The 25854-nt window shown below is 65.8% G+C and carries 29 protein-coding genes; 16 read left to right on the forward strand and 13 right to left on the reverse strand.

Going from position 1 to position 25854, the window contains the following annotated elements; translation table 11 throughout:
- Window positions 1-31: 31 nt before the first annotated feature.
- The 5 genes from ggt to GGQ89_RS06215 all read left to right on the forward strand — a co-directional run bounded on the left by ggt (window position 32) and on the right by GGQ89_RS06215 (window position 5037).
- Window positions 32-1786 carry a gamma-glutamyltransferase gene (gene ggt, locus GGQ89_RS06195; RefSeq protein WP_240456534.1) on the forward strand — a complete coding sequence of 585 codons (1755 nt, stop codon included), beginning with the start codon at window positions 32-34 and terminating at the stop codon, window positions 1784-1786.
- Window positions 1787-1846: 60 nt separating this feature from the next.
- Window positions 1847-3634 carry an AMP-dependent synthetase/ligase gene (locus GGQ89_RS06200; RefSeq protein WP_184104933.1) on the forward strand — a complete coding sequence of 596 codons (1788 nt, stop codon included), beginning with the start codon at window positions 1847-1849 and terminating at the stop codon, window positions 3632-3634.
- Window positions 3635-3834: 200 nt separating this feature from the next.
- Window positions 3835-4071, forward strand: a complete 237-nt coding sequence (locus GGQ89_RS06205) for a helix-turn-helix transcriptional regulator (protein WP_056436755.1) — start codon at window positions 3835-3837, stop codon at window positions 4069-4071.
- A gap of 109 nt (window positions 4072-4180) precedes the next feature.
- Complete coding sequence (locus GGQ89_RS06210; RefSeq protein WP_240456533.1) at window positions 4181-4558, forward strand: hypothetical protein; 378 nt, start codon at window positions 4181-4183, stop codon at window positions 4556-4558.
- Entirely contained in the window at window positions 4555-5037 is a 483-nt protein-coding gene (locus tag GGQ89_RS06215; RefSeq protein WP_184104935.1) for a hypothetical protein, read from the forward strand. The genes GGQ89_RS06210 and GGQ89_RS06215 overlap by 4 nt, the downstream gene beginning before the upstream one ends.
- A 119-nt stretch (window positions 5038-5156) precedes the next feature.
- On the opposite strand, the gene GGQ89_RS06220 is transcribed toward GGQ89_RS06215, so the two are convergent.
- Entirely contained in the window at window positions 5157-6680 is a 1524-nt protein-coding gene (locus GGQ89_RS06220) for a fumarate hydratase (RefSeq protein WP_184104937.1), read from the reverse strand.
- Between the two features lie 115 nt (window positions 6681-6795).
- On the opposite strand from GGQ89_RS06220, the gene GGQ89_RS06225 reads away from it, so the two are divergent.
- From GGQ89_RS06225 to GGQ89_RS06240, 4 genes are all read left to right on the forward strand, one after another.
- Entirely contained in the window at window positions 6796-9453 is a 2658-nt protein-coding gene (locus GGQ89_RS06225; RefSeq protein WP_240456532.1) for a putative bifunctional diguanylate cyclase/phosphodiesterase, read from the forward strand.
- 84 nt (window positions 9454-9537) lie between these two features.
- Window positions 9538-10038 (forward strand): DUF3429 domain-containing protein, encoded by a 501-nt coding sequence (locus GGQ89_RS06230; RefSeq protein WP_184104939.1) that lies wholly within the window; start codon window positions 9538-9540, stop codon window positions 10036-10038.
- 361 nt (window positions 10039-10399) lie between these two features.
- Window positions 10400-12322, forward strand: a complete 1923-nt coding sequence (locus tag GGQ89_RS06235; RefSeq protein WP_056436738.1) for a ribonucleoside-diphosphate reductase subunit alpha — start codon at window positions 10400-10402, stop codon at window positions 12320-12322.
- A gap of 153 nt (window positions 12323-12475) precedes the next feature.
- On the forward strand, window positions 12476-12907 hold the full coding sequence (locus GGQ89_RS06240; protein ID WP_184104941.1) for an endonuclease domain-containing protein: 432 nt from the start codon (window positions 12476-12478) through the stop codon (window positions 12905-12907).
- A 74-nt stretch (window positions 12908-12981) separates the two neighbouring features.
- On the opposite strand, the gene GGQ89_RS06245 is transcribed toward GGQ89_RS06240, so the two are convergent.
- Entirely contained in the window at window positions 12982-13233 is a 252-nt protein-coding gene (locus tag GGQ89_RS06245; protein WP_042489736.1) for a DUF2171 domain-containing protein, read from the reverse strand.
- A 56-nt stretch (window positions 13234-13289) separates the two neighbouring features.
- Here GGQ89_RS06245 and GGQ89_RS06250 point away from each other — a divergent pair, with 56 nt between their 5' ends.
- Window positions 13290-13487, forward strand: coding sequence for a hypothetical protein (locus tag GGQ89_RS06250; protein WP_076717506.1), 198 nt, complete (start codon window positions 13290-13292; stop codon window positions 13485-13487).
- Window positions 13488-13537: 50 nt separating this feature from the next.
- Window positions 13538-14593, forward strand: coding sequence for a ribonucleotide-diphosphate reductase subunit beta (locus GGQ89_RS06255; RefSeq protein ID WP_056436728.1), 1056 nt, complete (start codon window positions 13538-13540; stop codon window positions 14591-14593).
- A gap of 367 nt (window positions 14594-14960) precedes the next feature.
- On the opposite strand, the gene GGQ89_RS06260 is transcribed toward GGQ89_RS06255, so the two are convergent.
- The 5 genes from GGQ89_RS06260 to GGQ89_RS06280 form a co-directional block, all read right to left on the reverse strand.
- A complete protein-coding gene (locus tag GGQ89_RS06260) occupies window positions 14961-15296 on the reverse strand; it encodes an HNH endonuclease (protein ID WP_240456531.1) in 336 nt (111 codons plus the stop codon).
- Window positions 15297-15388: 92 nt separating this feature from the next.
- Window positions 15389-16030: a hypothetical protein gene (locus GGQ89_RS06265; protein ID WP_056436725.1), complete on the reverse strand. Its 642-nt coding sequence runs from the start codon at window positions 16028-16030 to the stop codon at window positions 15389-15391.
- Between the two features lie 232 nt (window positions 16031-16262).
- Window positions 16263-16595, reverse strand: a complete 333-nt coding sequence (locus GGQ89_RS06270; protein WP_184104943.1) for an MliC family protein — start codon at window positions 16593-16595, stop codon at window positions 16263-16265.
- A complete protein-coding gene (locus tag GGQ89_RS06275) occupies window positions 16592-16933 on the reverse strand; it encodes a hypothetical protein (protein ID WP_056436720.1) in 342 nt (113 codons plus the stop codon). The genes GGQ89_RS06270 and GGQ89_RS06275 overlap by 4 nt, the downstream gene beginning before the upstream one ends.
- A gap of 93 nt (window positions 16934-17026) precedes the next feature.
- Window positions 17027-18274: a multidrug effflux MFS transporter gene (locus GGQ89_RS06280; RefSeq protein ID WP_076717514.1), complete on the reverse strand. Its 1248-nt coding sequence runs from the start codon at window positions 18272-18274 to the stop codon at window positions 17027-17029.
- Window positions 18275-18512: 238 nt separating this feature from the next.
- Between GGQ89_RS06280 and GGQ89_RS06285 the strand changes: the two genes are divergently transcribed.
- The 4 genes from GGQ89_RS06285 (at window position 18513) to GGQ89_RS06300 (ending at window position 21138) form a co-directional block, all read left to right on the forward strand.
- Window positions 18513-19508, forward strand: coding sequence for a glycerophosphodiester phosphodiesterase family protein (locus GGQ89_RS06285; protein WP_184104945.1), 996 nt, complete (start codon window positions 18513-18515; stop codon window positions 19506-19508).
- Window positions 19509-19597: 89 nt separating this feature from the next.
- Window positions 19598-19945 (forward strand): hypothetical protein, encoded by a 348-nt coding sequence (locus GGQ89_RS06290; protein ID WP_184104947.1) that lies wholly within the window; start codon window positions 19598-19600, stop codon window positions 19943-19945.
- Between the two features lie 12 nt (window positions 19946-19957).
- Window positions 19958-20095, forward strand: a complete 138-nt coding sequence (locus GGQ89_RS06295; protein ID WP_184104949.1) for a hypothetical protein — start codon at window positions 19958-19960, stop codon at window positions 20093-20095.
- An 86-nt stretch (window positions 20096-20181) separates the two neighbouring features.
- On the forward strand, window positions 20182-21138 hold the full coding sequence (locus GGQ89_RS06300) for an isopenicillin N synthase family dioxygenase (protein WP_184104951.1): 957 nt from the start codon (window positions 20182-20184) through the stop codon (window positions 21136-21138).
- A gap of 191 nt (window positions 21139-21329) precedes the next feature.
- Here GGQ89_RS06300 and GGQ89_RS06305 read toward each other — a convergent pair whose 3' ends face one another.
- Complete coding sequence (locus tag GGQ89_RS06305; protein ID WP_184104953.1) at window positions 21330-22619, reverse strand: homoserine dehydrogenase; 1290 nt, start codon at window positions 22617-22619, stop codon at window positions 21330-21332.
- Between the two features lie 141 nt (window positions 22620-22760).
- On the opposite strand from GGQ89_RS06305, the gene GGQ89_RS06310 reads away from it, so the two are divergent.
- Window positions 22761-23306, forward strand: a complete 546-nt coding sequence (locus GGQ89_RS06310) for an exonuclease domain-containing protein (RefSeq protein WP_184104955.1) — start codon at window positions 22761-22763, stop codon at window positions 23304-23306.
- 68 nt (window positions 23307-23374) lie between these two features.
- Here the strand turns inward: GGQ89_RS06310 and GGQ89_RS06315 are convergent, their stop codons facing one another.
- The 5 genes from GGQ89_RS06315 to GGQ89_RS06335 form a co-directional block, all read right to left on the reverse strand.
- A complete protein-coding gene (locus GGQ89_RS06315) occupies window positions 23375-23806 on the reverse strand; it encodes a hypothetical protein (protein WP_076717524.1) in 432 nt (143 codons plus the stop codon).
- A 16-nt stretch (window positions 23807-23822) separates the two neighbouring features.
- On the reverse strand, window positions 23823-24212 hold the full coding sequence (locus GGQ89_RS06320; protein WP_184104957.1) for a hypothetical protein: 390 nt from the start codon (window positions 24210-24212) through the stop codon (window positions 23823-23825).
- Window positions 24213-24584: 372 nt separating this feature from the next.
- Window positions 24585-25007: a hypothetical protein gene (locus tag GGQ89_RS06325; RefSeq protein ID WP_184104959.1), complete on the reverse strand. Its 423-nt coding sequence runs from the start codon at window positions 25005-25007 to the stop codon at window positions 24585-24587.
- Between the two features lie 45 nt (window positions 25008-25052).
- Complete coding sequence (locus GGQ89_RS06330; RefSeq protein ID WP_156361221.1) at window positions 25053-25316, reverse strand: hypothetical protein; 264 nt, start codon at window positions 25314-25316, stop codon at window positions 25053-25055.
- 44 nt (window positions 25317-25360) lie between these two features.
- Complete coding sequence (locus GGQ89_RS06335; protein WP_056436691.1) at window positions 25361-25795, reverse strand: CoA-binding protein; 435 nt, start codon at window positions 25793-25795, stop codon at window positions 25361-25363.
- Window positions 25796-25854: the final 59 nt, after the last annotated feature.

The following is a 25854-nucleotide window of genomic DNA, read 5'->3' on the forward strand; positions in this document are numbered from 1 at the left end:
TAGGGAGAGCCTTGCCGCTAGGGTTGGCCGCATGAAGCACTGGCTCCTCTCCATGGCGGCGCTGACGCTGCCGTTCGCCGCGCCCGCCGAAGCACGCCAGCCCGCCAAGGCCCCCACTAAGGCCCCCGCCGAAGGGATGGTCAGCGCCGCCGACCCCCGCGCCGCCGCCGCCGGGGTCGAGATATTGCGGGCAGGCGGCAGTGCGACCGACGCCGCCATCGCGACGATGCTGGCGCTGAACGTGGTCGAGCCGCAAAGCTCCGGCATCGGCGGCGGCAGCTATTGGGTACGCCATGACGCGCGCGGCACCAACACCATCGACGCGCGCGAAACCGCGCCGATGGCCGCGACGCCCGACTGGTTCTACGGCTCCGATGGCCGCCCGCTCAGCCATGCCGATGCCGTCCCCGGCGGACGCAGCGTCGGCGTGCCCGGCGCACTGCGCGGCATGGCGCTGGCCCATGCGCAAGGTGGCAAGCTGCCCTGGGCGCGGCTGTTCCAGCCCGCCATCCGGCTGGCGCGCGACGGGTTCCAGCTGACCCCGCGTCTCCAGACCGCGCTGACCCGCTATGGCGGCCATGTCGATGCCGCCACCCGCGCCCGGCTGACCGGCCCGGACGGACAGGTCCTCCCGCTTGGCAGCACGATCCGCAATGCCGAACAGGCCGCACTTTTGGAGCGGATCGCCAGGCTCGGTCCCGACAGCTTCTATATCGGGCCACAGGCGCAGAAGCTGGTGACGACGGTCAACACCGCCCAGCGCAATCCGTCGAAGATGACGACCGGCGACCTGGCCAGCTACGCCGCAAAGCCGCGCCCACCGCTCTGCGCCACCTATCGCGGGTACAGGGTGTGCAGCATGGGGCCGTCCTCGGGCGGCGGTTCGACGATGTTGTCGATCCTGAAGCTGCTCGAACGCTTCGACATGGCCAAGCTGGGCAAGGATTCTCCGCAGGCCTGGCATCTGTTCGCCGAAGCCTCGCGGCTCGCTTATGCGGATCGTGACATGTATCTGGGCGATCCCGATTATGTCCGCGTGCCGATCAAGGGCCTATTCGACCCGGCCTATATCGCCAGCCGCTCGGCGCTGATCTCGCCCGACCGCACCATGGCGTCGGTCTCGCCCGGCACGCCGCCCGATGCCCCGCCTCGTGTCCGCGCGCCGGTCAGCGAGGTGCCCGGCACCACCGATCTCGTCACCGTCGATGCCGCCGGTAACGTTGCCGAGGTGACGACCACCGTCGAGGGTTCGTTCGGCTCGGGCCTGTCGGTCGACGGGACGATGCTGAACAACGAGCTGACCGATTTCGACATCGTGCCGGTCAAGGACGGCGATCTGGTCGCCAACCGGGTTCAGGGCGGCAAGCGCCCGCGCAGTTCGATGTCGCCGACCATCGTCTATGGCCCCGACGGCAAGGTCCGTCTGGCGGTCGGCGCGGCGGGCGGATCGACCATTATCGCGCAGGTCGCCAAGGCGATCATCGGCGTCATCGACTGGAAGCTGAGCGCGCAGGATGCGATCGCGCAAGGGCTGCTCTTCGCGCCGTACAAGGTCGCGACCGTCGAACAGGGCACCGCGCTGGAGGCGCTCGTCCCCGGCCTGCAAGCGTTGGGCGAGACGGTGGTCGTCGCGCCGATGGGTCTGAAGGCCAATGCCATCGAGCGGGTCGGCGGCCGCTGGGTCGGTGCCGCCGATCCGCGCAGCGAGGGTGCGGCGATCGACGTGACCGGCCGGACGACCGCGATCCGACGCGTCGGCGACAAGCCGGGTCGTCCGGCGGAATAAGCAAACAAAGAGCCCGATCGCGCGTTACGCCGTGCGATACGGGCCGGTGGGAGAGGCACCATGCGTACGCTCGAATTTTTCCCCAATCTGATCACCATGTTCTTCACGCGCGCCGCCGAAAAGGGTGACGCGCCGTTCCTCTGGCGCAAGGAAGCCGGGGCCTGGCAGTCGATCAGCTGGGCCGAGGCGGCGCGCCAGGTCGCCAGCCTGTCGGCGGGGTTGAAGGCCACCGGGCTGCAACGTGGCGACCGGGTGATGCTGGTATCGGAGAACCGCCCCGAATGGTGCATCGCCGACCTCGCCATCATGGCGGCGGGCGGCGTGACCGTGCCGACCTACACCACCAATACCGAGCGCGACCACGCGCATATCATCGAGAATTCGGGCGCGCGCGCGATCATCGTGTCGACGCAGAAGCTGGCGACGACGCTGATGCCCGCCGCGCTCCGTTCCAACCACGTCCAGACGGTGATCGGGATCGAGCCGCTGAAGCTGGGGCCGAGCCAGATCGAGTGCCGTCAATATGACGCGATGCTCTCGGAGCATCCCGCCGACCCCGTGGTGGTGGCCGCACAAGCCGATTTCACCCGCGAGGATCTGGCCTGCATCATCTACACCTCCGGCACCGGCGGCGCGCCGCGCGGGGTGATGCAGCATCACGGCGCGATCCTGCACAATTGCGCCGGATGCAGCGCGGTGATCGCCGAGGATTTCGGCTGGGACGACGAGGTGTTCCTGTCCTTCCTCCCCCTCTCCCACGCCTATGAGCATACCGGGGGGCAGCATTTCCCCATCTCGCTGGGCGGACAGATCTATTATGCCGAGGGTCTCGACAAGCTGGCGGCCAATATCGAGGAGGTGCGCCCGACGATCATGTTCGTCGTGCCCCGCCTGTTCGAGGTGCTGCACACCCGCATCGCCAAGGCGATCGAGAAGAAGGGCGGGCTGGGCGCACGGCTGCTCGACCAGGCGCTGGTGCTGGGGGCCAAGAGCTATGACGGCCGCTTGCGGCTGATCGATCGCCCTGCGCAGCTGGCGGTCAACACGCTGTTCAAGCCCAAGATCGCCAGGAAGTTCGGCGGCCGGTTGAAGGCGATGGTGTCGGGCGGCGCGCCGCTCAACCCCGAGATCGGACTGTTCTTCCATTCGATCGGCCTCACCCTGCTGCAAGGCTATGGCCAGACTGAGGCCGCGCCGGTCATCGCCTGCAACCGGCCCAAGGCCGGTGTGCGCATGGACACGGTCGGTCCGCCGCTCGACAAGACCGAGGTGCGGATCGCCGAGGATGGCGAGATCCTGGTGCGCGGCGAACTGGTCATGCACGGATACTGGCGCAACCCGACCGAGACGGACCGCGTGCTCAAGGACGGCTGGCTCCACACGGGCGATATCGGCGAGATCGATGCGGCGGGCCGCCTGCGCATCACCGACCGCAAGAAGGACCTGATCATCAACGACAAGGGCGAGAATGTCGCCCCCCAGAAGGTCGAGGGGATGCTGACCCTGCAACCCGAGATCGGCCAGGCGATGATCGCGGGCGACCGGCGGCCCTATATGGTCGCGCTGATCGTGCCCGATGCCGAATGGACCGCCGAATGGTGCGCCAAGTCGGGCACCGGCTGCAATCGCGCCGCGCTGGACGACGATCTCGATTTCCGGGGCGCGATTTCGGCCGCGATCGACCGGGTGAACCGCGACCTGTCGGTGACCGAGCGTATCCGCCGCTTCATCATCGCCGACGAACCCTTCGCGATCGAAAACGAGCAACTGACCCCGTCGCTGAAGATCCGCCGCCACGTCCTGCGCGAGGTGTATGGCGACCGTCTGGACGCGCTGTACAGAAATTGATCCTCCCCGGTACGGGGAGGTGGCAGGCCGTAGGCCTGACGGAGGGGGGATTGCCATAAAGGACGTCCCCTGCGGCAATCCCCCTCCACCATGCTGCGCATGGTCCCCCTCCCCGTACCGGGGAGGAACATAGTCGCACGACCCTAGACCATCCAAAACGAATCGTTGTGTAAACACAACAACGCATATAGCTTGCCTGTATGCACAACCGCATCGCCCTGTTCCGGAACGACCGCAACGTATCGCGGCGCGAACTGGCGGAGGCGGTCGGCGTCAATCCGCAGACCATCGGCTATCTCGAGCGCGGCGACTATAAACCCAGCCTCGAACTGGGCCTGAAGATCGCCGCCTATTTCGACGCACCGGTCGAGCTGATCTTCTCCCTCACCCCCTTCCCCTCGCTGACCGATGCGCTGCGTCGGGATGGAGACGCCTGATGCGCTATGACAGCCGCCGCTGGACCGGCCCCCCGCGGCGGGCGAGAGGTCATCGGAATGCGCCAACCGCCCCTATCGGAACCGCACCCTGCGCTGGTGGCTGGTCGGCGTGGTCGTCCTGGCGATCGGGCTGGCCGTCGTGCAGGTCTGGCAGGACGTCGGGCTCAACTTCGGAGCGCTGGTCATCGCGGGACTGGGCGCCGCCTCGGGCCGCTCGCCCTTCGCCCGCGCGAAGTATCGCGACTATGACGAGTTCGAGAAACAGGCCCTGATGCAGGCGCATCACCGTGCCTATGGGACGATGATGGTACTGGCGCTCACCGCCATGGGATGGTGCGCGTTCGCCAGCCATTATGGCTGGCCGATGCCCCGGCAGTTTTCAGACTGGGCGACATGGGCGGCGGCTCTGCTGGTGATCGGCACGAACCTGCCCGTCCTGCTCGCCGAGTTCGCTATCCCCTTTCCCGATCAGGAAGACGCCACATGACCGGCTATCGCGACGGCTATGACGTGCGAAAATGGCAAGCGTCCGGACAGCGGCCCAGGCGCTCTTGGGTGCGATGGGCGCTGGCGGGATCGACCATAGCCGCGCTGGTCGCGCCCTGGATAAGCGGGGCCAGCAATCATCCGCCCATATTCCTGGCGGCATTGCCCGTATTCTTCGTTTCCTGGTCGCCTTTCGCGCGAGAAAGCTGGGCGACGGAACGTGGGCGAGCGATTTATGACGAGTTCGAATATGCAGCGTTGCTGCGCGCCACCGCGCGGGCCTTTGCCGCCTATATCGGACTGGTGACGCTGCTCATCGGCTGGATGGCCGTAGCCCCCGATCTCGGCTGGCCGGTTCCGACGCAGCGAATGCATTGGATCGGATGGCTCACCGCGCTGCTGGCCATCGGTACGACCCTGCCCGCGACTTTTGCCGAGTTCATGGTTCCCATGCCCGATATGGAAGACGAGATGCTGTGAGGAACGAGCTCGCTTGAGCAGGGAGGACCGCCGGGCAGCATCCTCATGGTGGAGGAGCCCGCCCCTCCACCATGTTTCGCATGGCCCCTCTCCCCACCTGACGATGGGGAGAATTTGATTTACGCCGGGGTCAGCAGGCCTTCCTTGGCGATCTTCTCGCGCCACACCAGCGGGGCCAGGGTATGGACGTTCTGGCCTTCGGAATCGACCGCGACGGTGACGGGGAAGTTCTCCACGTCGAATTCGTAGATCGCCTCCATGCCCAGGTCTTCGAAGCCGACGACCTTCGATCCCTTGATCGCGCGGGCGACGAGGTACGCCGCGCCGCCGACCGCCATCAGATAGGCGGACTGGTGTTCGCGGATCGCGTCGGTGGCGGCCGGGCCGCGCTCGGCCTTGCCGACCATCGCCAGCAGGCCCTGGTCGAGCATCATGCGGGTGAACTTGTCCATGCGGGTCGCGGTCGTGGGACCGGCGGGGCCGACCACTTCCTCGCCGACCGGATCTACGGGTCCGACATAATAGATCACCCGGCCCTTGAACTCGACCGGCAGCTCCTCGCCGCGGTCGAGCATGTCCTTGATCCGCTTGTGCGCGGCGTCGCGCCCCGTCAGCATCTTGCCGTTCAAGAGCAGCCGGTCGCCATGCTTCCAGCTCTTCACCTCTTCCGGCGTCAGCGTGTTCAGGTCGACGCGCTTGGCCGCCTGAAGGTCCGGCTTCCAGTCGACCTTGGGCCATTCCTCCAGCTTGGGGGCTTCGAGATAGACCGGGCCCGAGCCGTCCAGCGTGAAATGCGCGTGGCGGGTCGCGGCGCAGTTGGGGATCATCGCGACGGGCTTGGACGCGGCGTGGGTCGGCCAGTCCATGATCTTGACGTCGAGGATGGTGGACAGGCCACCCAGCCCCTGCGCACCGATGCCCAGCGCATTGACCTTGTCGAACAGCTCGATGCGCAGCGCCTCGATGTCGTTGCGCGGTCCACGCTCCTTGAGCTGGCCCATGTCGATCGCGCCCATCAGCGATTCCTTGGCGAGCAGCACCGCCTTTTCCGCCGTGCCGCCGATGCCGATGCCGAGCATGCCGGGCGGGCACCAGCCCGCGCCCATTTGCGGCACCATTTCCAGCACCCAGTCGACGATCGAGTCGGACGGGTTCATCATCTTGAACTTCGACTTGTTCTCCGAGCCGCCGCCCTTGGCCGCGACGTCGACGGTCACCTTGTTGCCCGGCACCATCTCGACATGGAGGACCGAGGGCGTGTTGTCCTTGGTATTGCGGCGGGTGAAGGCTGGGTCGGCGAGGATCGAGGCGCGCAGCTTGTTCTCGGGATGGAGATAGGCGCGGCGCACGCCCTCATCGACGACCTCCTGGAGCGAACGGTCGCCCGACAGGCGGCAGTCCTGGCCCCATTTCACGAAGACCGTGACAATGCCGGTGTCCTGGCAGATCGGGCGATGCCCCTCCGCGCACATCCGGCTGTTGGTCAGGATTTGTGCGATGGCATCCTTGGCCGCCGGGCTCTTCTCAGCCTCATAGGCCTTACCCAGCGCACGGATATAATCCATCGGGTGGTAATAGCTGATGAACTGGAGCGCGTCGGCCACGCTCTCGATCAGGTCGGTGTCGCGGATCAGGGTCGTCATGCATCCGTCCTTAGCGAAAGGGGCGCGGCCGGCGCAATGGAGGGCGCCGGTTTCAAGCTATCTTAACCAGCATTAGCGCAGGGTGGCGCGACATTATTGGAAACCCGCACCCCGCATGTCGCCAGCCTCCTCCAAGACCCTGTCCTTCCTCGCCCTGATGGGGCTGGCCGAGGATAATGACGAGTTGCTGGTGTCGCTCCACCTGGGGCGTCTGAAGACGCTGTGCCGTACCTGGCCGCTGGCCGTCCTGCAGAATCTGGTGGCCGTGGCAACCATCTTGGGGGTCGATTCGCTGGGCGAGCCGTTGTCCCAACGGATCGAAAGGGCAGTGGCGGGCGGCCTGATGGTGGCGGCCACGCTGGTCTTCGGTTTCGTGCTGTGGCGCGGCGTCGCTCGGCAATGGCCCTTCTACCGGCTGAAACAATGGCTGAGCGTCATGGGCCTGCTGGTCGCGCTGGCCACCGGGCCGATGCTGCTGATCGTGGCGAATGCGCATCACGGCACCAGCGGATGGGTGGCCGTGCTGACGCTCGCCTGCACCATGTGGGCGACCGCATCGATGCTGAACGCGGTGCGCGGCGCGCTGCTGGGCTATTCCTTCGGCTTCGCGTTTCTGGCGCCGGTCACGGCACTGGCCTGGGGCGTGTCGGTGCTGCCGGTCCTGGTAGCGGTCCTCCCGCCGCTGATCTTCCTGATCCTCAAGGCGCGCGTCGTCGGGCAGCTGGATTATGACGGCGCCCGCGACCGCGCCCAGGCCTTTGGCCAGGGGCAGCAGGCGGTGAAGATGATCGCCGAGTTCGAGGAGCATGGCACCGGCTGGTTCTGGGAAACCGATCGGCATGGGCGGCTCACCTATCTGTCGGACAAGGTCGCACGCGATCTGGCCGCCTCGGGTCTCGACAGCCGTGGGCAAGTGCTCACCGAGCTGTTCCAGATGGATCCCTCCGCACCCGGCACCGAACGGACCCTGTCCTTCCACCTGTCGTCGCGCACCGGCTTTTCCGATTACACCGTCTGCGCGGTGGCCGAGGGGGGAGCGGTGTCGGAACGCTGGTGGTCGATCTCCGGCCGACCGATCCTGGACAGTATCGGCCGGTTCCGCGGCTTTATCGGTTCGGGCTCCGACCTGACCGAGAAGCGCCGGTCGGAGGCGGAAATCACCCGCCTGGCGCTGTTCGACAGCCTGACCGGGCTGGCCAATCGCCAGCGCATGACCCTGTCGCTCGACAAGACGCTGAAACAGTCGATCCACCCCTGGCGCCCCAATGCGCTGTTCCTGATGGACCTCGACCGGTTCAAGGCGGTCAACGACACGCTGGGCCATCAGGCAGGGGACCTGTTGCTGCAACAGGTCGCGCGGCGGCTGGAAGAGGTGGTCGGCGATGTCGGGCTGGTCGGGCGGCTGGGCGGCGACGAGTTCCAGATCCTGCTGCCCGGCATCGATGCGCGCGACCGGCTGGCCATGCTGGCCGACCGGATAATTGCCGCGCTGTCGCGCCCCTATGACATTCTGGGCAACGAGGTCACGATCGGCTGTTCGATCGGCATCGCCATCGCGCCCTATGACGGCGAGGATTCGCAGACGCTGATCCGCAACGCCGATCTGGGCCTGTACGCGGCCAAGGGCGACGGGCGCGGCGTCCACCGTTTCTATGCCGAGGCGATGCTGGAAGGCGCGCGCAGCCGCAAGCGGATGGAGGAAGACCTGCGCATCGCCGTCGCGCAGGGGCAGTTCCGCCTGGTCTATCAGCCGGTCGTGTCCACCCGCGATGCGATGATCGTCGGTTATGAAGCCCTGCTGCGCTGGCACCACCCCGAACAGGGCAACATCCCGCCGTCGCAGTTCATTCCGGTCGCCGAGGATTGCGGCCTGATCGAACAGATCGGCGAATGGGTGATGCGCACCGCCTGTGCCGAGGCGGCGGGCTGGCCGCGGGAGGCGCGCGTGGCGGTCAACGTGTCGTCGATCCAGTTCGCCAAGCCGCATCTGCCCGCGCTGGTCGCGCAGGCACTGGCACAATCGGGCCTCGCGGCGGCGCGGCTGGAGTTGGAGATCACCGAGAGCGTCTTCCTGAACGACAATCAGGAATCGCATCGCCAGTTCGCCGCGTTGAAGGCGCTGGGCATCCGGCTGGCGCTCGACGATTTCGGCACGGGCTATTCCTCGCTCGGCTATCTGCGTCACGCACCGTTCGACAAGATCAAGATCGACCAGTCCTTCGTACGCGGCGCGAGCAGCCAGGGCAGCCGCAATGCCGCGATCATCCGCGCGATCGTGACCATGGCCGACACGCTGGGCATGGAGACGACCGCCGAAGGCGTCGAGATCCAGGACGAGATCGAGATGATCCGCAGCCTGGGGTGCAGCCATATCCAGGGCTTCGTCTATGGCAAGCCGATGGAGGCGCCCGACGTCCCCCAGTCGATGCGCGAGCATGGCGGCCATGCCGAACCGGTCGGCCTGAAATCGCTCCGTCGCCCTCGGGTGAAGATCCTGCGCATCGCCCAGATCCTGTCGGGGGATGCGACGATCGATGTCCGCATCCGCGACCTGTCGACCACCGGCACCATGATCGAAGGGCTTCCCCCCGCCTATATCGTGGGCGGGGCGGCGGTCGGCATCCGCCTCGGCGGCGACGCCCCCGTTCGCGGCTATATCCGATGGGAGCGCGAGGGACGGGTGGGCCTGGCCTTCGCCACGCCGCTGCCCGAGGATCATCCATGGCTGGACAAGGCACAGGAGGAGGGGGACGCACGGCTTCGATCCGCCTGATCGGTACCGCCCGCACGGGCGGCGGCGGCACGGGCGGCGGCATCGGGGCGGGATAGGAACGCCGCGCCGCACGTTCGCGCCGTCATGACCCCGACCACTCCCAATCCGGGCGCCAATCCGGCCCCCGCCCCCGCCCCCGCCCCCACGCCGGAGGGCGCATCGCGCCGGATCCCCCTGCTCAGTCTGGTCTTCGGCTATGGTCCGGTGCTGGTGCTGCCCCTCACCGCGCTGGCCGCCTGGGCGGGTATGCCGCTGGCCCTGCTCATCGGACAGATTTGGGGAGCGGCGATCCTGATCTTTCTGGCGGGCATCACGCGCGGCCTGAGTTTCTTCACGCCGGGCGGTACCCATGTCTCGCAGATGGCGACGATGATCCTGCGCTTCTCGCTGGGGCTGCTGGCCTTGATCGCAGGGCCGTCGACCGGCTTCGGATTGTTGATCCTGGGCTATGCGTCGATCGCGCTGACCGATCCCTGGCTGGCCAGTTGGGGCGGCGCGCCGGGGCATTTCGCGCGGCTGCGGCCACCCCAGATGGCGGTGGCGATTCTCGGCCTCATCGCGCTCTTCCTGCTCGTCCCTCGCTGATCCCGGCGGCCAAAAAATATTTTTAGGGACTTGCGCTTCCCGAACCCCGCAGACATCCGTGCGTCGCGGCTTTTGGGCGGCCCGAACGCGCCCGCCATTCGTCGCAACCAACCCCCGTCCTGCGCTTTAACCTCTTGCGGTGCTGCTCGGGATTTTCCACTAAGGATTGTGGAAGAGGTTGGGAAGGGCCCCAAGCACTGGTAGGATGAGGTCATGCCGAAATGCATGGCCGGATGCGGAGGAAGCCCCGGAATCGGGGATTATACCTCCCTTCCCATCCTGATCGCGACGCGCCTGGCGCGCGGTGCTAGGGGCTGGATGCCGGCTCGAACGGAACAAGAACAAAGGAGCGGCATCGATGATGGATTTCAGGGATAGCCGGGATAGCGACATGACCACTGATATGCTCGAAAAGATGGCGGCGGATACGGCCCAGAACGCGGCGCCCGCCCCGACCCCGGCGGACACCAAGTCGGTGCGCCCGCAACCCTATCCGGTCGAGGTCGACCATGCGCGCGACGCGCTGCTGACCGACTTCGGCAAGGAAACGCTGAACGACCGCTATCTCCTGCCCGGCGAAAGCTATCAAGACCTGTTCGTGCGCGTGGCCTCGGCCTATGCCGACAATGCCGAACATGCCCAGCGGCTGTACGACTATATCTCGAAGCTGTGGTTCATGCCCGCCACGCCGGTGCTGTCGAACGGCGGCACCGGTCGCGGCCTGCCGATCAGCTGCTACCTCAATTCGGTGCCCGACAGCCTGGACGGCATCGTCACCACCTGGAACGAGAATGTCTGGCTGGCGTCGCGCGGCGGCGGCATCGGTACCTATTGGGGCCAGGTGCGCGGCATCGGCGAGCCGGTCGGCCTGAACGGCAAGACCAGCGGCATCATCCCCTTCGTCCGCGTGATGGATTCGCTGACGCTGGCGATCAGCCAGGGTTCGCTGCGTCGCGGTTCGGCCGCCTGCTATCTCGACATCTCGCACCCCGAGATCGAGGAGTTCCTGGAGATCCGCAAGCCCAGCGGCGACTTCAACCGCAAGGCGCTGAACCTGCACCACGGCGTGCTGATCCCCGACGCCTTCATGGAAGCGGTGCGCGACGGCGCCGAATGGCAGCTGAAGAGCCCGAAGACCGGCGAGGTCCGCGCGACCGTCGACGCGCGGGCGCTGTTCCAGAAGCTGGTCGAAACCCGTCTGGCGACCGGCGAGCCGTATATCGTGTTCGCCGATCATGTGAACAAGAACATGCCCAAGCACCATCGCGAGCTGGGGCTGAAGGTGTCGACGTCGAACCTGTGTTCGGAAATCACCCTGCCGACCGGCATCGACCATAAGGGCAAGGACCGCACCGCCGTCTGCTGCCTGTCGTCGCTCAACCTGGAAACCTGGGACGAGTGGAAGGACGACAAGCAGTTTATCGAGGACGTGATGCGCTTCCTCGACAATGTGCTGCAGGACTATATCGAACGGCACGAGCCTGGCATGGAGCGCGCCGCCTATTCGGCCGGTCGCGAGCGCTCGGTCGGCCTGGGCGTGATGGGCTTCCACAGCTTCCTCCAGGCGCGCGGGCTTCCCTTCGAAGGCGCGATGGCCAAGTCGTGGAACCTGCGCATGTTCAAGCACATCAACGCGCAGGTGAACCAGGCGTCGATGACGCTGGCGGTCGAGCGCGGGCCGTGCCCCGACGCGGCGGATGTCGGGGTGATGGAGCGTTTCAGCTGCAAGATGGCGATCGCGCCGACCGCGTCGATCAGCATCATCTGCGGCGGCACCAGCGCCTGTATCGAGCCGATCCCCGCGAACATCTATACCCACAAGACGCTGTCCGGGTCGTTCGCGGTCAAAAACGCCTATCTCGAGAAGATCCTGATCGCGAAGTCGAAGAATTCGGACGCGGTCTGGAACTCGATCCTCGAGCATGGCGGCTCGGTCCAGCATCTCGACTTCCTGTCGCCGGAAGAGAAGGACACGTTCAAGACCTCGTTCGAGATCGACCAGCGCTGGCTGCTCGAACTGGCGGGTGATCGGACGCCTTATATCGACCAGGCGCAGTCGCTGAACCTGTTCATCCCGGCCGATGTGGAAAAGTGGGACCTGCTGATGCTCCACTTCCGCGCCTGGGAGTTGGGCATCAAGTCGCTCTATTATCTCCGTTCGAAGTCGGTACAGCGCGCCGGTTTCGCCGGAAGCGGCGGCGTCGAGGCGGACAACACGATCAGCGCGCCCAAGTTCGAGATCGGTGAGACGACCGATTATGACGAATGCCTGGCATGTCAGTAATCGGGCTTTGAGAGCATAGGCCGCCCTCACCCTCCCACCCGGCTTATGCCGGGCGGGCCCCTCCCTCTCCCGAGGGGAGAGGGGTGAGACGGTCTGATCCCTCTCCCTCCGGGAGAGGGAGGGAGCCGCGTAGCGGCGGAAGGGTGAGGGCAGATGCGCCTTTACGAGAATCAACCGACTGGTACGGTTCCTCGCGCCCGCCAACTCCGCCGCGAGGCGTCCGAACCCGAACGCCGACTGCTCCGCGCGTTGCGTCAAACCTATCCGCATCTGAAATGGCGTCACCAGACGCCGCTGGGACCATTCTTCGCCGACATGCTGTGCTTTTCCGAAAAGCTGGTCATCGAGGTCGACGGCGACACCCATGCCGTCGCGGAAGGCTATGACGCGTCGCGCGAAGACTTCATGACGCGCGAGGGGTATCGGACGGTCCGCGTGACGAACGCCGACGTGATGGAGAATCTCGAAGGCGTGATGGAACGTATCTCCTTCTCCCTGTGGGAGAAGGAAGGGGCCCGCGCGGCGCAGCCGTGTGGGAAGGATGAGGGTGTCGCGCTCACAAAGAAAAAGGGCGGCGTCGCATGAACGACACCACCCTCACCCTTCCGCGCCCTGACGGGCGCTCCCTCCCTCTCCCACTGGGAGAGGGAGAGTATTGCTCACTCAGCCTCTTCGAACTGGTCGACGGCGTTCTGGCCGGTGGCCGACAGGCGGACGGTGTCGCCCTCGACCTCGGCGACCAGGCCGAGCGGCAGGTAATGGTGCTTGGCGCCCTGCCCGTCCTGGGTCTGCGGGCTGTCGTTCTTCGTCAGCTTGATGCGGTCGCCATCGACATGATCGACCGTGCCGACATGGACGCCGTCCGCGCCGACGACTTCGGCATGTTCCTTGATCTGGCTGACATCGACCATCTTACGTCTCCTGTGTTGGGTTCGGGTTCGGAACGCGCAACGCTGGAAATGGTCGCATGACGGGGGCGGCGATCATGTACGGCGTTGCCGCCCTGTTAACCGGGATCGGCGCAACGCTGTTGCTGCAACTCCGCACCCCCCGGTCGGAGCAGGGCCGTTACGCCCGGCTGATCGCGGGCACCATGTTCGCCATGGGCGGAATCATTCTCGCCGGTTTCGCCACCGCTCTGCGCTCCTGGGCGAGTAGTGGCTGAACCGGCCTTCACCCTATCACCTCATTTGATTTGTATCCGGAGTAACCCTGATGCCTCTCCTCCAAGCCTCCAAGCAGTATAAGCCCTTCGAATACCCTTGGGCGTTCGAGTTCTGGAAGCGCCAGCAACAGCTCCACTGGCTGCCCGAAGAGGTGCCTCTGGGCGAGGATTGCCGCGACTGGGCGCAGAAGCTGACCGATCACGAACGCAACCTGCTGACCCAGATCTTCCGCTTCTTCACCCAGGCCGACGTCGAGGTGCAGGACTGCTATCACGAGAAATACGGCCGGGTGTTCAAGCCGACCGAGGTCAAGATGATGCTGACCGCCTTCTCCAACATGGAGACGGTGCATATCGCCGCCTACAGCCATCTGCTCGACACGATCGGCATGCCCGAGAGCGAATATGGCGCCTTCCTCGAATATGCCGAGATGAAGGACAAGCATGATTACATGCAGAATTTCGGCGTCGACAGCGACGAGGACATCGCGCGTACGCTGGCGATGTTCGGCGGCTTCACCGAGGGCGTGCAGCTGTTCGCGTCCTTCGCGATGCTGATGAACTTCCCGCGCTTCAACAAGATGAAGGGCATGGGCCAGATCGTCAGCTGGTCGGTGCGCGACGAGAGCCTGCACTGCGAAGGCATCATCCGCATGTTCCACGCCTTCTGCCAGGAGCGCCAGTGCCTGACCAAGGCGGTCAAGGACGACATCGCCGATGTGTGCCAGACGACGATCCGCCTGGAGGACAATTTCATCGACCTCGCCTTTGAAATGGGCCCGGTCGAGGGGATGAAGCCCAAGGAGATCAAGAAGTATATCCGCTACATCGCCGACTGGCGCCTCAGCCAGCTGGGCCTGAAGCCGATCTATATGATCGACGAGCATCCCCTGCCCTGGCTGACCCCGCTGCTGAACGGCGTGGAGCATGCCAACTTCTTCGAAACGCGCGCCACGGAATATTCCAAGGCGGCGACCCGCGGCCAGTGGAACGACGTCTGGGACGCGTTCGACACCCGCCAAAAGGCCAAGACCGCCAAGGCGGCGAACGAGGAGCCGGGCGAAACCGGCGACATGTTCTCGGCAGCGGGCGTCGCGGCGGAGTGATCTATGAGAGGGCGGGCTTCGGTCCGCCCTTTTTTTCGTTCACGCGAAGGCGCGATGGCGCGAAGAGGTGTGGTTCGCGCAGAGGCGCGGAGGGCGCGGAGGAAAAAAGGCAGGAGGAGGATCTCCTCACATCCGTTCAGCCTGAGCGTAGTCGAAGGCCACGGGATAACGCCTACCACACTATGAAATTTCAAGTTTGGCCTGCGGCCGTAAGGGCTGCGGGGAGAGGGTTTCCCTTGGCCTTCGACTGCGCTCAGGCTGAACGGAGATTGGGGAGCTGGCCGCGCGCCCAAATGATCTCTGCACCCTCCGCGCCTCAGCGCGAACCAACCTTCTTCGCGACCTCGCGTCTTCGAGCGAACCTAAACTACCGCGCCCCCTTCGTCGGCGCGTGAAAGTCCGCCGGTTTCCCTGCAATCCACCGTAGGAACCGCGCCATCTCGGGATGCGCCCGCAACACCGCGAAGTCCGCGAACTCCCGCGCCAGTTCCCCATTGGAAAAGGTCGCATGGATGGTCCGATGACAGATGGGATGGACCGGCACCGTCTCGCGCCCGCCTTCGCACTTGGGAACGGGGTGGTGCCATTCGACCTTCACCCCAAGCGGCCGATCGCACAGCGCGCAGGATCGCGCCGCGGGTTGCTGCTCGATCCGTTCGGCGGCGGCCACCAGCCCCGCCTTTCGCTTCACCCGTCCGACCATGCGCCCGATATGGGAAGCGTGGCCCCATAAGAAAACGGGGTCCGGCATCGCTGCCGAACCCCGTCCTTTACGCCAACTGGATCCGAGAGGGATCAGAAGTGTGCGACAACACCCGCCATCGGACGGAAGGAGTGCGCGTTGTCGAAGGTCGAAACTTCCATACGCAGACGCAGACCCGAGTTGCCGGTCAGGCCGCCCAGACCGATGTCCTTCGGGCCGACTTCGGCGCCGACGCCGTACACGGTCGCGTGATAGTCCCGCTTCAGGTCGCCAGCGACGCCCGGAGCGAAATTGTGGAAGTTGTTCCAGCGGTAGCCGACCTTGCCGTAGAACAGGCCGCTCTCACCGGCGCGGAAGCCCGCGCGGCCATAGGCGCCATACTGCCAGTCGATGTCACCCGACACGCCCTTGGCGACCGCGCCTTCGGCGCCGACGAACACCGGGCCCAGCGGCACGTTGAAGCCGACGATACCCTCGACCAGCGCGCCGTCCAAGTTGTAGCCCTTGGGCTGCGCGGGGATGCCGGCAACCGTCTGGCGATCGAACTGCTCCCAACCACCCATGATCGCGACGTACGGCTCGATACCGAAGGCACGGGTGCCGTCGGGAGCGGTCGCGGTGTCGGCCGGGGCCGGAGCCGCGGTCGTCGTGTCGGTGGTGTTCATGTCCTGAGCCATGGCAGGCACGGCAACGAACGCGGCCGCCGCAGCGGCGACGAGGGAAAGCTTACGCATGTGAGATACCCTTCTCTTATTCTATGTGGGGCGGCGGATCGAACCGCTCAGCCCAGGCCCGCTTAACCGGCTAGACGCCCATGGGTTGCACGGCATTTCAGATTTTTGATCGCCTTATCGGAACCTGTGGCACCAGAGACACAGTTCCTGTCACCTAGATGAACCAAATGCGGGCGGAATGGGGCAATGGCAGATTTCCGCCACTTTTCAGCCCGGTTTCCGCCCGCCATCATCAACGCTGAGCCATGCAGCGTACGGAATCACCCGTGGGGCGTGTCAAAACAACCTCACCCCCCTTGCCGCGCAGGTCGTGACCGAATCCGGCATAGTGGATGCCGGACGCGGCCCGCTGCCCTTCCAGCCGCATCTCCAGATCGTCGCCGAAACGCACCAGCGCGCTGTCGTCGCGATTGTCGAAGCGTACCCAGAAACTGCTGCCATTCTCGCACTGGAAGGTCGTCGAGACCATCGGCGGCAGCGTCGAGGCGGCACGCGGATCGGGCATGGTCGAACAGCCGACTAGCACGATGCCGCCCGCCGCCAGCGCGACGGGAAGCCGGTTCATGGCCGCAGGGCGGTATCGTCGGCGTCGTCGATATCGCCGTCGGCCACCGTGTCGTCCTCGAAATCCTCCTGAAGATCGTCTTCGTCGATATCCTCGGCATCCATGTCGACCGAAGCATCGCTGGTCCCGACCTCTTCGGAGTCCATGTCGAGTTCGTCGATCGGCTCGTCCTCGACGCTGTCGTCGCCCAGATCGGGTTCGATATCGGTCAGCAGCACGCCGTCGCTGGGACCGTCGCGCGTCACCTCCAGGATTTCGGCGCGTTGGCTCTCGTCATAGCCTTCTTCGTCCCAGCCATCGTCGCCGGGTCCTTGGCTCGGAACCTGATGTCCGCCCATCACTGCCTCCTCTTGAACTGTGGAGGGTGAACACGGGGGCGGGCCGGGCGGTTCCCCCGGCCTTGATTAGGGGGCGTCAGGGATCAGGGGGCGTCAGGCGGGGCGGAACATCCGCCCGCGTTCGGTCGCGAAGACGAAGGCAAAGGCCGCGCATCCGGCGATCAGGAAACCCAGGGTCAGCGGCTGCGTCGTCCCGTCATAGGCCTGGCCGATGCCTGCGCCGATCAGCGAGCCGATGGTGACGCTGGTAAAGCCCTGCACGCTCGATGCGGTCCCGGCGATCCGCCCCATATTCTCCATCGCCATGGACGAGAAGTTGGAGGTCGCCAGACCGAAACACGCCATGGTGATCGCCTGGAGCACGGCGAAGACGATCAGCGACTCACCCCCGAAATGCGCGATGGCCAGATGGATGGCCGACACGATGATCAGGATCGTGACCGAGCTGTGGCTGATTAGCCGCGTGCCCAGCCGCATGACGATCCGCGAGTTGAGCAGGTTCGCCGCCGCCATCGTGACCGAGGTCGTCGCGAAGATCAGCGCCAGCAGCTTTTCGCGACCAAAGGTCTGCGCCATGATCGGCTGCACCGAGTTCAGATAGCCATAGAGCGCCGCCATCAGCGCGGTCGCCGCCAGCGTATAGCCCAGCGACAGCCGGTCCCCGATCGTCTCGCGCCAGCCCCCAACGATGCGTGTCAGCGAGATGGGCAGCTGCGCCTCGACCGCCAGCGTCTCAGGCATCCGAAGCGAAAACCAGGCCAGGACCAGCGTGGCGAGGCCCGCGATCGTCCAGAAGATCAGCCGCCAATTGCCGAACAGCAGCACCAGTTCGCCAAAGGCCGGCGCCAGGATCGGCACGATCATGAACACCATGAAGGCGATCGACATGACCTGCGCCATCGCGCGCCCGTGATAGCAGTCGCGGACCAGCGCCACCGTCGCCACCCGCGTCGCCGCGATCGCCGCCCCGGCACAGACCCGCGCGACCAGCAACAGGGTGAAGCTGCCCGCCACCGCCGACGCGCCATTGGCGATGATGTAGATGATGAGCGCGACGATCAGCACCCGCCGCCGCCCGTAACGATCGGCCAGCGGCCCATGCACCAGCTGCGCCACGCCGAAGCCGATCAGAAACGCCGTGACGACGAACGCCCGCGCCGCGGGCGACGCGCCCAGCGACTCCCCGATGGCAGGCAGCGCGGGCAGCATCGAATCGATGCCCAGCGCCGTCAGCGCCATCAGCGCCGCGATCAGCAGGACGAACTCGACAAACCCGATGGGCGCGCCGGGAGGCTCGGCGGTGACAGGCGTCACCGGATCAGCGGAACGGGATTCGGACATGATGCTTGTCCCATAGGACGAATGGTCACCCAGGAAAACCACGAAACGCCCTGGTCTTCCCGCCCCCTAGTGGAGTCGGCGCGATCAGACGACCGCTGGATATTTGTATCCGCCGCCCTGACAGTGCAGATCGTGGCGACACGTCTGCTCCGCCTCGCCCGGTCCGCGCAGGGCCTGAGTTGACGCTTCGATATGCGTATCCATGCTACATATCCATCGATCTTGGGGAGGGATAGATATGCGCAGGCGGGTCATTGTCGGTCTGGCCGTTACGACCACGGTCGGCGGTCTGTATCTTTGGAACGCCTCCTGGTTGGCTCCCGCGCCGCAGGGTCGACCACTGGTCGAGGCGCATCGTGGCATTCATCAGACCTTCGATCGGACTGATCTGACCCGACAGGAGTGCACCGCCACCCGGATGCGCCCGCCCACCAACCCGTATCTCGAGAACACCATCGGCTCGATGCAGGCCAGCTTCAGGGCGGGGGCGGATGAAGTGGAGATAGACGTCCACCCGACAACCGATGGCGAGTTCGCGGTCTTCCACGACTGGACGCTCGAATGCCGTACCAATGGCAAAGGCGTCACGCGACAGCAGCGCATGGCCTATTTGCGTACGCTGGATTTGGGCTACGGCTACACCGCAGATGGCGGCAAGACCCATCAGTTTCGCGGCAAATTCGTGGGTCAGATGAAGACGCTCCACGAAATCCTGACGGCCTTTCCCGACAAAAGCTTTCTGATCAACGTCAAGAGTGACGACCCGTCCGAAGTGGATGCGCTTGTCGCGTATCTTCGCGCCCGGAACCACCCGACCGACCGGCGGCTGCGGGTCGTGGCCAGCGACACGGTTCTGGATCGGCTGGCCGTGGTCGCACCGCAGGCGCGGCGCTGGTCGGTCCGACGCACCAAGTCGTGCTCGATACGCTACATTGTATTCGGCTGGACCGGTTATATTCCCGAGAGTTGCCGCCATGGTTTCATCGGCGTGCCGATCAACGGGCGATGGGCGTTCTGGGGCTGGCCCAACCGCTTCCTGCAACGGATGCGCGACGCCGATGTCGAGGTCGTCATAGCGGGTCCGATGGGAAACAAGAGCGGCGATCCGGGCCTGACCGATCCTGTTCAACTCGATGCAGTGCCACAGCAGTATAACGGCCGGTTGCTGACCGACGATGTTGAGAGGATTGGCCCGGCCGTCCTGAAACGCTGGCCGTTGCAAGCGACCCGATAGACAGCCATTCAGCCCCTCGACAGCTTGCGGGGGTCAGACCTGCACCCCAACTGTATTGATGCAACAGGACGCGTAAGGAGTTTATCGCCATGTCCATCCTGTCCCGCTCCCCCCTCGCCCTCCCGCTGCTGGCGGCATTGGTGCTGTCGGCCTGCGATCGGCCGAACCAAGGTACGTCGATCACGGTGAACGGCTCGGATGGCGAAACGCTGGCGTCGGTCGATGGCAAGTCGGGGGAGGTGAAGCTGGCGCTGCCCGGCTTTTCCGGCGCGTTCAAGCTGCCCAAGGTGTCGATGGAGGCCGATAATTTCGAGCTGAACGGCGTGCATCTCTATCCCGGCTCGACGATCCGCAACGTCGATGTCGGCAATGGCCGCGACAAGGCGTTCACCATGACCTTCGACAGTCCGGCCGATCCGGCGACCGTGCGCGACTGATTCCGCGACAAGATGGGCGAGGCCGACTTTACCCTCACCGATCAGGGCGGCGCGCTGGTCGGCAAGACGGCGGAGGAGAAATCCTTCCGCCTCGACCTGCGCCCCTCGGGCGGCGACCGATCGACAGGGACGATCACGCTCGGAGGATAATGGGTGGGGCGGATGACGCACCCTGTTCGGAGATGACGGGCGCGTTATATAGGGGCCAGCCTATTCGATTTTCTGGACATATCGCCATGACCGACACCCGCTCCGCCGAGGTTCCGACGCTCAGCCTCGCCGACCAGGACCGTGACCCCGAGGGCTTTGCCGCCGCCTTGGGCACATCGTTCGAGCGGTTCGGTTTCGCCATCGTCGCGGATCATGGCGTGCCCGCCGAACTGATCGACCGCGCCTGGGCGCAGACCAAGGCGCTGTTCGACCTGCCCGAGGAGGAGAAGCGCGGCTATCACGTCCCCGGCGGCGGCGGCGCGCGCGGCTATACCCCGTTCAAGACCGAGATCGCGAAGGATGCCAAGGTCGTCGACCTGAAGGAATTCTGGCATGTCGGCCGCGAACTGCCCGAGGGGCACCCCTATGCGGACCGGATGCCCGCCAATATCTGGCCCGACCGCCCGGAAGGGTTCCGCGCGGATTTCGTCGAACTGTTCTCGGCCTTCGATCGCGCGGGCGACCGGCTGCTGTCGGCCATTGCGCGGCATCTGAAGCTGGACCCCCACTGGTTCGATTCCGCCGTGAAGGACGGCAATTCCGTCCTGCGCCTGCTCCACTATCCGCCGATCCCCGCCGATGCCGAGGGCGTCCGCGCAGGTGCGCATGAGGACATCAATCTCATCACCCTGCTGCTCGGGGCCGAGGAAGCGGGCCTCGAACTGCTCGACCGCGATTCGGGCGAGTGGCTGGCGATCCGCCCGCCTGAAGGTGCGATGGTGGTCAATGTCGGCGATATGTTGCAGCGGCTGACCAACCATGTCCTGCCTTCGACCACGCACCGGGTGGTCAACCCGCCGGTCGAGCGGCGCGGCTTCTCTCGCTATTCGATGCCCTTCTTCCTGCACCCGGCGCCGGACTTCCTGATCAAGACGCTGCCCGGCACGATCAGCGAGGGGCATCCGGATCGCTATCCGGAGCCGATCACGGCGCATGACTATCTGTTCGAGCGACTGGTCGAGATCGGGTTGATCAAGAAGTAATTCAGGCGGATCGCCTGGGGCTTGCCCTCCCCCAGCCCCTCCCGCTTGCGGGAGGGGAGCGGCAAGATCAGCGGTTTGAATTTAAATTGCCCCCCTCCCGCAGTCGGGAGGGGCTACCTTAAAGCCCCCCTCCCGCAAGCGGGAGGGGCTGGGGGAGGGAACGGGGTCTCACCGAGACCAGCGTCCAACAATCACCCCAGAATATGCATCAGCAACGGCTGCCCGACCAAACTCTGGCTCCCGCGCAACCGCTCCAGCGCCTGTGCCACCGCGCGCTCCGGCCCCTCATGCGTCACGATCGCGATCATCACCCCGCCATCGGCCGCCTCGCCGCGCTGGATCAGGCTTTCGATCGACACCCCCGCATCGCGCATCGCGGCGGCGATCTCGGCCAGCACGCCGACCTTGTCCTGCACCGTGAAGCGCAAATAGGCACGCCCGCGCCGCTCGCCGCTGTCGGCCTTGGGCGCCGGGGTCAGCTCATGTGCGGGCATGGCGAAGGACGCGCCATATTCGCCGCGCGCGATGTCGATCAGGTCGGCGACGACCGCGCTGGCGGTCGGGCCGTCGCCCGCGCCCGCGCCCTGGAACAGCAACCGGCCGACGAAATTGCCCTCGGCGACGACCGCATTGGTCGAGCCGGTGACATGCGCCAGCGGATGGTCGAGCGGCACCAGATGCGGATGCACGCGCTGGAACAGGCCGCTCGCTCCTTCCTCCGCCACGCCGACCAGGCGGACACGGTAGCCGAGCGACGCCGCCTGCGCGATATCGGCGGCCAGCACATGGCGCACGCCGCCGATCGCGACGTCGCCGAACGCAGGCTGCGTACCGAAAGCGATGGCGGCCAGGATCGACAGCTTGTGCGCGGCGTCCACGCCGTCGATGTCGAAGCTGGGGTCCGCCTCGGCATAACCCAGCGCCTGCGCTTCCGCCAAAACCTCGGCGAAGTCACGGCCTTCGGCTTCCATCTTCGACAGGATGAAATTGCAGGTGCCGTTGAGGATGCCATAGACGCGCGCGATGGCGTTGGCCGCCGCGCCCTCGCGAAGCCCCTTGATGACCGGGATGCCGCCCGCCACCGCCGCCTCGAATTTCAGCGCGGCGTTGGATTCCTCCGCCTTCTGCGCCAGTTCCAGCCCGTGATGCGCCAGCATCGCCTTGTTGGCGGTGACGAAGCCGCGCCCCGCCCCCAGCGCGGTGCGTGCCAGCGTCAGCGCGGGGCCGTCCGAACCGCCGATCAACTCCACCACCACATCGGCATCCGGGTGCGAGGCCAGCGCGGCGGTATCGTCCACCCATTCGAAGCGCGACAGGTCGACACCGCGATCCTTGGTCCGGTCACGCGCGGAGACGGCGACGATCTCGATCGGGCGACCGGCGCGCCGGGTAATCAGGTCACGGTTCGCATCGAGCAGGCGAATGACGCCGCCCCCCACCGTGCCCAGTCCCGCCAAAGCCACTCGCAAAGCATCGCCCATCGTCCAAATCCTGTATCCGGAGCGTTTGTTGAGTGCAGGCGGGTAGCGGATAGAAATGGTCGCTGTCGAGCCGGTCAGCGACCTTTTATTGCTCGAATGGGGCAATGCCGCTAAAGGCCGTCCATGATTTCCCCCGATTTCGTGGTCATCGACGTCGAAACCGCCTGTTCGCGGACCAGCAGCATCTGCCAGATCGGCATCGTCGGCTATGCCGCGGGCGTCGAAGTGCTGGCCTATGAGACGCTGGTCGATCCGTGCGACGAATTCAGCGCGTTCAACATCAATATCCACGGCATCACCGCCGATCATGTGCTGGGCAAGCCGACCTTCGCCGCGCTGCATCCCGAACTGGCCGGCCATCTGGCGGGACGGGTGACGGTGGCGCATTCGGGCTTCGACAAGGGCGCGCTGGGCCGCGCCTGCGAGCGCGACGCCCTGCCCCCGATCGCCGCACGCTGGCTGGATAGCGTGACCATCGCCCGGCGGGCCTGGCCGGAATTGCCCAATCACAAGCTCAATACGCTGGCGGCCTTCCTGGAACTGGAGCACCGGCATCACGATGCGCTCAGCGATGCGCGCGCGGCGGGGCAGGTGGTGCTGCGCGCGATGGCCGCGACGGGCATGACTCTGGCCGACTGGTTCCTCCCGCCGCCGTCCGCGCGCTCGCGACGGCAAGTCCGTCGCTGAACGGGAATTGGTCAAGTCCTGAAGCGGACAGCGCCCCTCACCTTCAGGGGAGGGGTTTCGAGAGGTCGTCAGGGCTCCAGATGCCCCTGAGGCCCCGGCCCATCCAGCGCTATGGGGATGCGCTGACTCTTGTCGCGCTGCTTGTCGACCAGCTTGCTGATTCCGATCCGCACCTCGTTGGCGAGCATCAGCACGGGCGTGACCAGATCGAACCCCACCTGACACCCGCCTTGCCGCGCCGGACACGGGGTGGACGAGGCGGCCAGAGCCCCCGCCCCCGTCAGTTCGGGGTTGGACGGCACTGGCCCGGTCGGCGGCTCATCGCCGAGTTGCGGAGCCCGGTCATCCGCCTGACGCCGCCCGCAGACGATGATGTCGGCCGCCGTCCCGCTCGAAGCCGGACAGGGATCGCGCGCCAGGATCGAGAAACGGCCGCCCTCGGGTGGCGGCGGGGGCACGGCGGGCGTCGCCTGCAAAGCGATCAGCAGCAGCGGGATCATAGCCTGTCTCCGGCCCTCATGGCGCGGGCTTGCGCAGAGTCGTCGTGCCGCCGCTGCCCCGGGCATTGGTGTCCATCGTCACCCCGGCAAAGCCGCCGCCGACCTGGAAGGGCGACAGATCCTTGACCGGCGTGCTCCGCGCGAGCAGCCGCGTCCGCTCCTCCATCACCCCTTCATGACGGGGATCGCCGGGCTCGGGCGGTATTTCGAAGGGAATGCGGAAGCGGTCGGCATTGCGGCGGCCGCAGACGGTGATGTCGGTGGCGTTGGGGTCATAGACGCAGCGCGTCTCGACACTGGTCAACCGGCGGGTCCTGGCAACGATGGTGTCGACCGAGGGTGGCGGCGCATCTTCGCCCTGTGCCGACAGTCCCGCCATCACCATGACCAACATCGTCGCAAGCATGACGCTCTCCCGGCATCGCCAGCCCCTCTGCCTAAAGGCGGGGCCGGGTGCGATCATGCCGGATTTTCCGACCGACCGCCAGCGTCAGGTCCGATCGATATTCATGACCTGATCTTCTTCCCCTCGCCCCTCTTTGAGGGGAGAGGGTTGCGCAGACTTGGCCTTTGCGAAAGCAAAGGCTTAGTCGGAGCTGGGTGAGGGGTGAAGCGCTCGCTGGCCGAGCGCGCGAGCCGTTCGGCTCGCTCGACCCCTCACCCAAGCTGCGCTAGCCAGCACGCTGGCAAGCTCCGCTAACCCTCTCCCCTATCCAGGGGAGAGGGGAACAATAGAGGATTGTGAAGGCCGATTCGCGCTGACTGTCCCCCGCTCCGGTCAGGGTTCGAGATGCCCCTGCGGCCCAGGCCCGTCGAGTGCGATCGGCACGCGCCGGCTCTTGTCGCGCCTCTTGTCGAACAGTGTGCTGATACCGATCCCCGCCTCGTTGGCGAGCATCAGCGCGGGCGTAACGACGTCGACCGGGGCGGCGCACCCCCTTTGGCTGGCCGCACAGGGCGTACCCTCGGCGCGTAACGCCTCGATGGCGGTCATTTCGGGATTGGAGGGGATCGCATGGTCGGACGGCCCGCCCCGCAGTTCGGGTGCCCGGTCGCTTCCCGGTCGACGGCCACAGACCAGGATGTCCTGCCTTGCGTCCGCAGAAGTCGGGCAATCGGGCGGGAGGATCGAGACGCGCTCCTTTCCCTCCGACGGGGCGGCGGGGACGGCCTGAAGGGCGATCAGCAACAGGGGCAGCATCGGCGATCCTCCTCGATCAGCCGATCCTAGCGCCTGCCGCTCCGGCTAATCAATTGCGGTGCGGAACAGCGTGCGCGGCTTGCTGGTGCAATATTTGTCGCCGACCACCGCGCAATAGGTGCCGTCATTGGCGAAGGCGCGCGCCTTGGAATCGATCGGCACCACATGGCTCGGCGCCAGGCGATAGGGCGAGGGACGCTTGCCGCCATGGCAGGTGGACAGGGTACAGGTCGGGGTCAGGCGCGGCAGGGTCATCCGCTGCTCCCCTTCGGCAACCGGAGCGGCCCATAGCAACAATAGCGGCACCATCGTCTTTCTCCCCTTTTATACGCTGTCGATATTTGCCCTTCTTCTCAGTCCTGCCCGACCGGCGCGACGCCCAGGCGCGGAATCTCGATGGCGGGGCAACGGTTCATCACGACCTTCAGCCCGGCGGCCTCGGCGCGCGCGGCGGCGGCTTCGTTGACGACGCCCAATTGCAGCCAGACCGCCTTGGCCCCGATCGCGATGGCCTCGTCCACCACGTCGCCCGCTGCCTCGGACCGGCGGAAGATGTCGACGATATCGATGGGGTCGCCCAGTTGACCCAGTTCGCGAAAGACGAATTCGCCGTGGACATGCTCGCCGGTGATCTGCGGATTGACCGGGATCACGCGATAGCCATGATCCTGCAGCCGCTTCATCACGCCGTAGGAGGGGCGGTCGGGACGGTCCGATGCGCCGACCAGCGCGATGGTCCGCGCATTCGCCAGCAGGTCGCGAATATCGTCATCGGCGGTCAACGGCATCGGCTATCCCCTATTCGCCGCCGACCTTTCGACTAACGTTCGAAAAAGCGGCGGGTTAT

Origin of the sequence: Sphingomonas yabuuchiae, assembly GCF_014199595.1 — a bacterium.
Taxonomy (GTDB): Bacteria; Pseudomonadota; Alphaproteobacteria; order Sphingomonadales; family Sphingomonadaceae; genus Sphingomonas; species Sphingomonas yabuuchiae.

Bases quoted from the DNA above. Each gene is read 5' to 3' on its own strand.
- GGQ89_RS06220 (WP_184104937.1), bottom strand. From the start codon at position 6,680: ATGACGACCCTGATCCGCGACACCGACCTGATCGAGAGCGTGGCCGAC.
- GGQ89_RS06225 (WP_240456532.1), top strand. From the start codon at position 6,796: ATGTCGCCAGCCTCCTCCAAGACCCTGTCCTTCCTCGCCCTGATGGGG.
- GGQ89_RS06290 (WP_184104947.1), top strand. From the start codon at position 19,598: ATGTCCATCCTGTCCCGCTCCCCCCTCGCCCTCCCGCTGCTGGCGGCA.
- GGQ89_RS06325 (WP_184104959.1), bottom strand. From the start codon at position 25,007: ATGCTGCCCCTGTTGCTGATCGCCCTTCAGGCCGTCCCCGCCGCCCCG.
- GGQ89_RS06285 (WP_184104945.1), top strand. From the start codon at position 18,513: ATGCGCAGGCGGGTCATTGTCGGTCTGGCCGTTACGACCACGGTCGGC.
- GGQ89_RS06205 (WP_056436755.1), top strand. From the start codon at position 3,835: ATGCACAACCGCATCGCCCTGTTCCGGAACGACCGCAACGTATCGCGG.
- GGQ89_RS06245 (WP_042489736.1), bottom strand. From the start codon at position 13,233: ATGGTCGATGTCAGCCAGATCAAGGAACATGCCGAAGTCGTCGGCGCG.
- GGQ89_RS06320 (WP_184104957.1), bottom strand. From the start codon at position 24,212: ATGCTTGCGACGATGTTGGTCATGGTGATGGCGGGACTGTCGGCACAG.
- GGQ89_RS06270 (WP_184104943.1), bottom strand. From the start codon at position 16,595: ATGAACCGGCTTCCCGTCGCGCTGGCGGCGGGCGGCATCGTGCTAGTC.
- GGQ89_RS06260 (WP_240456531.1), bottom strand. From the start codon at position 15,296: ATGGTCGGACGGGTGAAGCGAAAGGCGGGGCTGGTGGCCGCCGCCGAA.
- GGQ89_RS06305 (WP_184104953.1), bottom strand. From the start codon at position 22,619: ATGGGCGATGCTTTGCGAGTGGCTTTGGCGGGACTGGGCACGGTGGGG.
- GGQ89_RS06265 (WP_056436725.1), bottom strand. From the start codon at position 16,030: ATGCGTAAGCTTTCCCTCGTCGCCGCTGCGGCGGCCGCGTTCGTTGCC.
- GGQ89_RS06235 (WP_056436738.1), top strand. From the start codon at position 10,400: ATGGATTTCAGGGATAGCCGGGATAGCGACATGACCACTGATATGCTC.
- GGQ89_RS06330 (WP_156361221.1), bottom strand. From the start codon at position 25,316: ATGGTGCCGCTATTGTTGCTATGGGCCGCTCCGGTTGCCGAAGGGGAG.
- GGQ89_RS06280 (WP_076717514.1), bottom strand. From the start codon at position 18,274: ATGTCCGAATCCCGTTCCGCTGATCCGGTGACGCCTGTCACCGCCGAG.
- GGQ89_RS06200 (WP_184104933.1), top strand. From the start codon at position 1,847: ATGCGTACGCTCGAATTTTTCCCCAATCTGATCACCATGTTCTTCACG.
- GGQ89_RS06240 (WP_184104941.1), top strand. From the start codon at position 12,476: ATGCGCCTTTACGAGAATCAACCGACTGGTACGGTTCCTCGCGCCCGC.
- GGQ89_RS06255 (WP_056436728.1), top strand. From the start codon at position 13,538: ATGCCTCTCCTCCAAGCCTCCAAGCAGTATAAGCCCTTCGAATACCCT.
- GGQ89_RS06250 (WP_076717506.1), top strand. From the start codon at position 13,290: ATGACGGGGGCGGCGATCATGTACGGCGTTGCCGCCCTGTTAACCGGG.
- GGQ89_RS06275 (WP_056436720.1), bottom strand. From the start codon at position 16,933: ATGGGCGGACATCAGGTTCCGAGCCAAGGACCCGGCGACGATGGCTGG.
- ggt (WP_240456534.1), top strand. From the start codon at position 32: ATGAAGCACTGGCTCCTCTCCATGGCGGCGCTGACGCTGCCGTTCGCC.
- GGQ89_RS06295 (WP_184104949.1), top strand. From the start codon at position 19,958: ATGGGCGAGGCCGACTTTACCCTCACCGATCAGGGCGGCGCGCTGGTC.
- GGQ89_RS06315 (WP_076717524.1), bottom strand. From the start codon at position 23,806: ATGATCCCGCTGCTGCTGATCGCTTTGCAGGCGACGCCCGCCGTGCCC.
- GGQ89_RS06300 (WP_184104951.1), top strand. From the start codon at position 20,182: ATGACCGACACCCGCTCCGCCGAGGTTCCGACGCTCAGCCTCGCCGAC.
- GGQ89_RS06230 (WP_184104939.1), top strand. From the start codon at position 9,538: ATGACCCCGACCACTCCCAATCCGGGCGCCAATCCGGCCCCCGCCCCC.
- GGQ89_RS06335 (WP_056436691.1), bottom strand. From the start codon at position 25,795: ATGCCGTTGACCGCCGATGACGATATTCGCGACCTGCTGGCGAATGCG.
- GGQ89_RS06215 (WP_184104935.1), top strand. From the start codon at position 4,555: ATGACCGGCTATCGCGACGGCTATGACGTGCGAAAATGGCAAGCGTCC.